Source organism: Bacillus sp. 05T31 (assembly GCF_056396725.1).
On sequence record NZ_JBFTMA010001408.1, the window covers coordinates 1 to 435 of the forward strand.

A 435-nucleotide genomic window follows, 5' to 3' on the forward strand; every position below is an offset into this window, starting at 1 on the left:
CTATTTTATCTGTTTTTAGAAATTCCGTAGAACCGATGGGGATTGCAATAGGATTATTTATAACATGTAGTACGATTATATATATTTCTTTTTATTATGAAGAAAAAAGTAAAACAGAAAAAGTATTAGTGAGTTTGCCTATAACGAGAAAAGAGATAGTTATAGCTAAATATATTTCAAGCACATTATTTATTATAGTCGGTTTGAGTATAACTTCTATAGTCGTAATATTAGGAAATATTTTGTTGAACAGAGATATAGTTATTCCTGGATATGCAATATTTTCAGCAATAGTAGCAACTTTGATTTATTGTGTAGTAACGATACCTACTAATTACATTGGAGGATATAAAGCTATTACTGTCTTGAATGTGATTATGATTTTTCCTTTAATGGGTATGATTGGCCTTATGTGCAATATTTTTGGTGATGAAA

1 protein-coding gene is annotated in these 435 nt (G+C 27.8%); it reads left to right on the plus strand.

Going from position 1 to position 435, the window contains the following annotated elements; genetic code table 11:
• Positions 1 to 2: 2 nt before the first annotated feature.
• The coding region (locus tag AC1DJR_RS33550) for an ABC-2 transporter permease (RefSeq protein WP_477004628.1) at positions 3 to 435 on the plus strand (433 nt) is incomplete at its 3' end.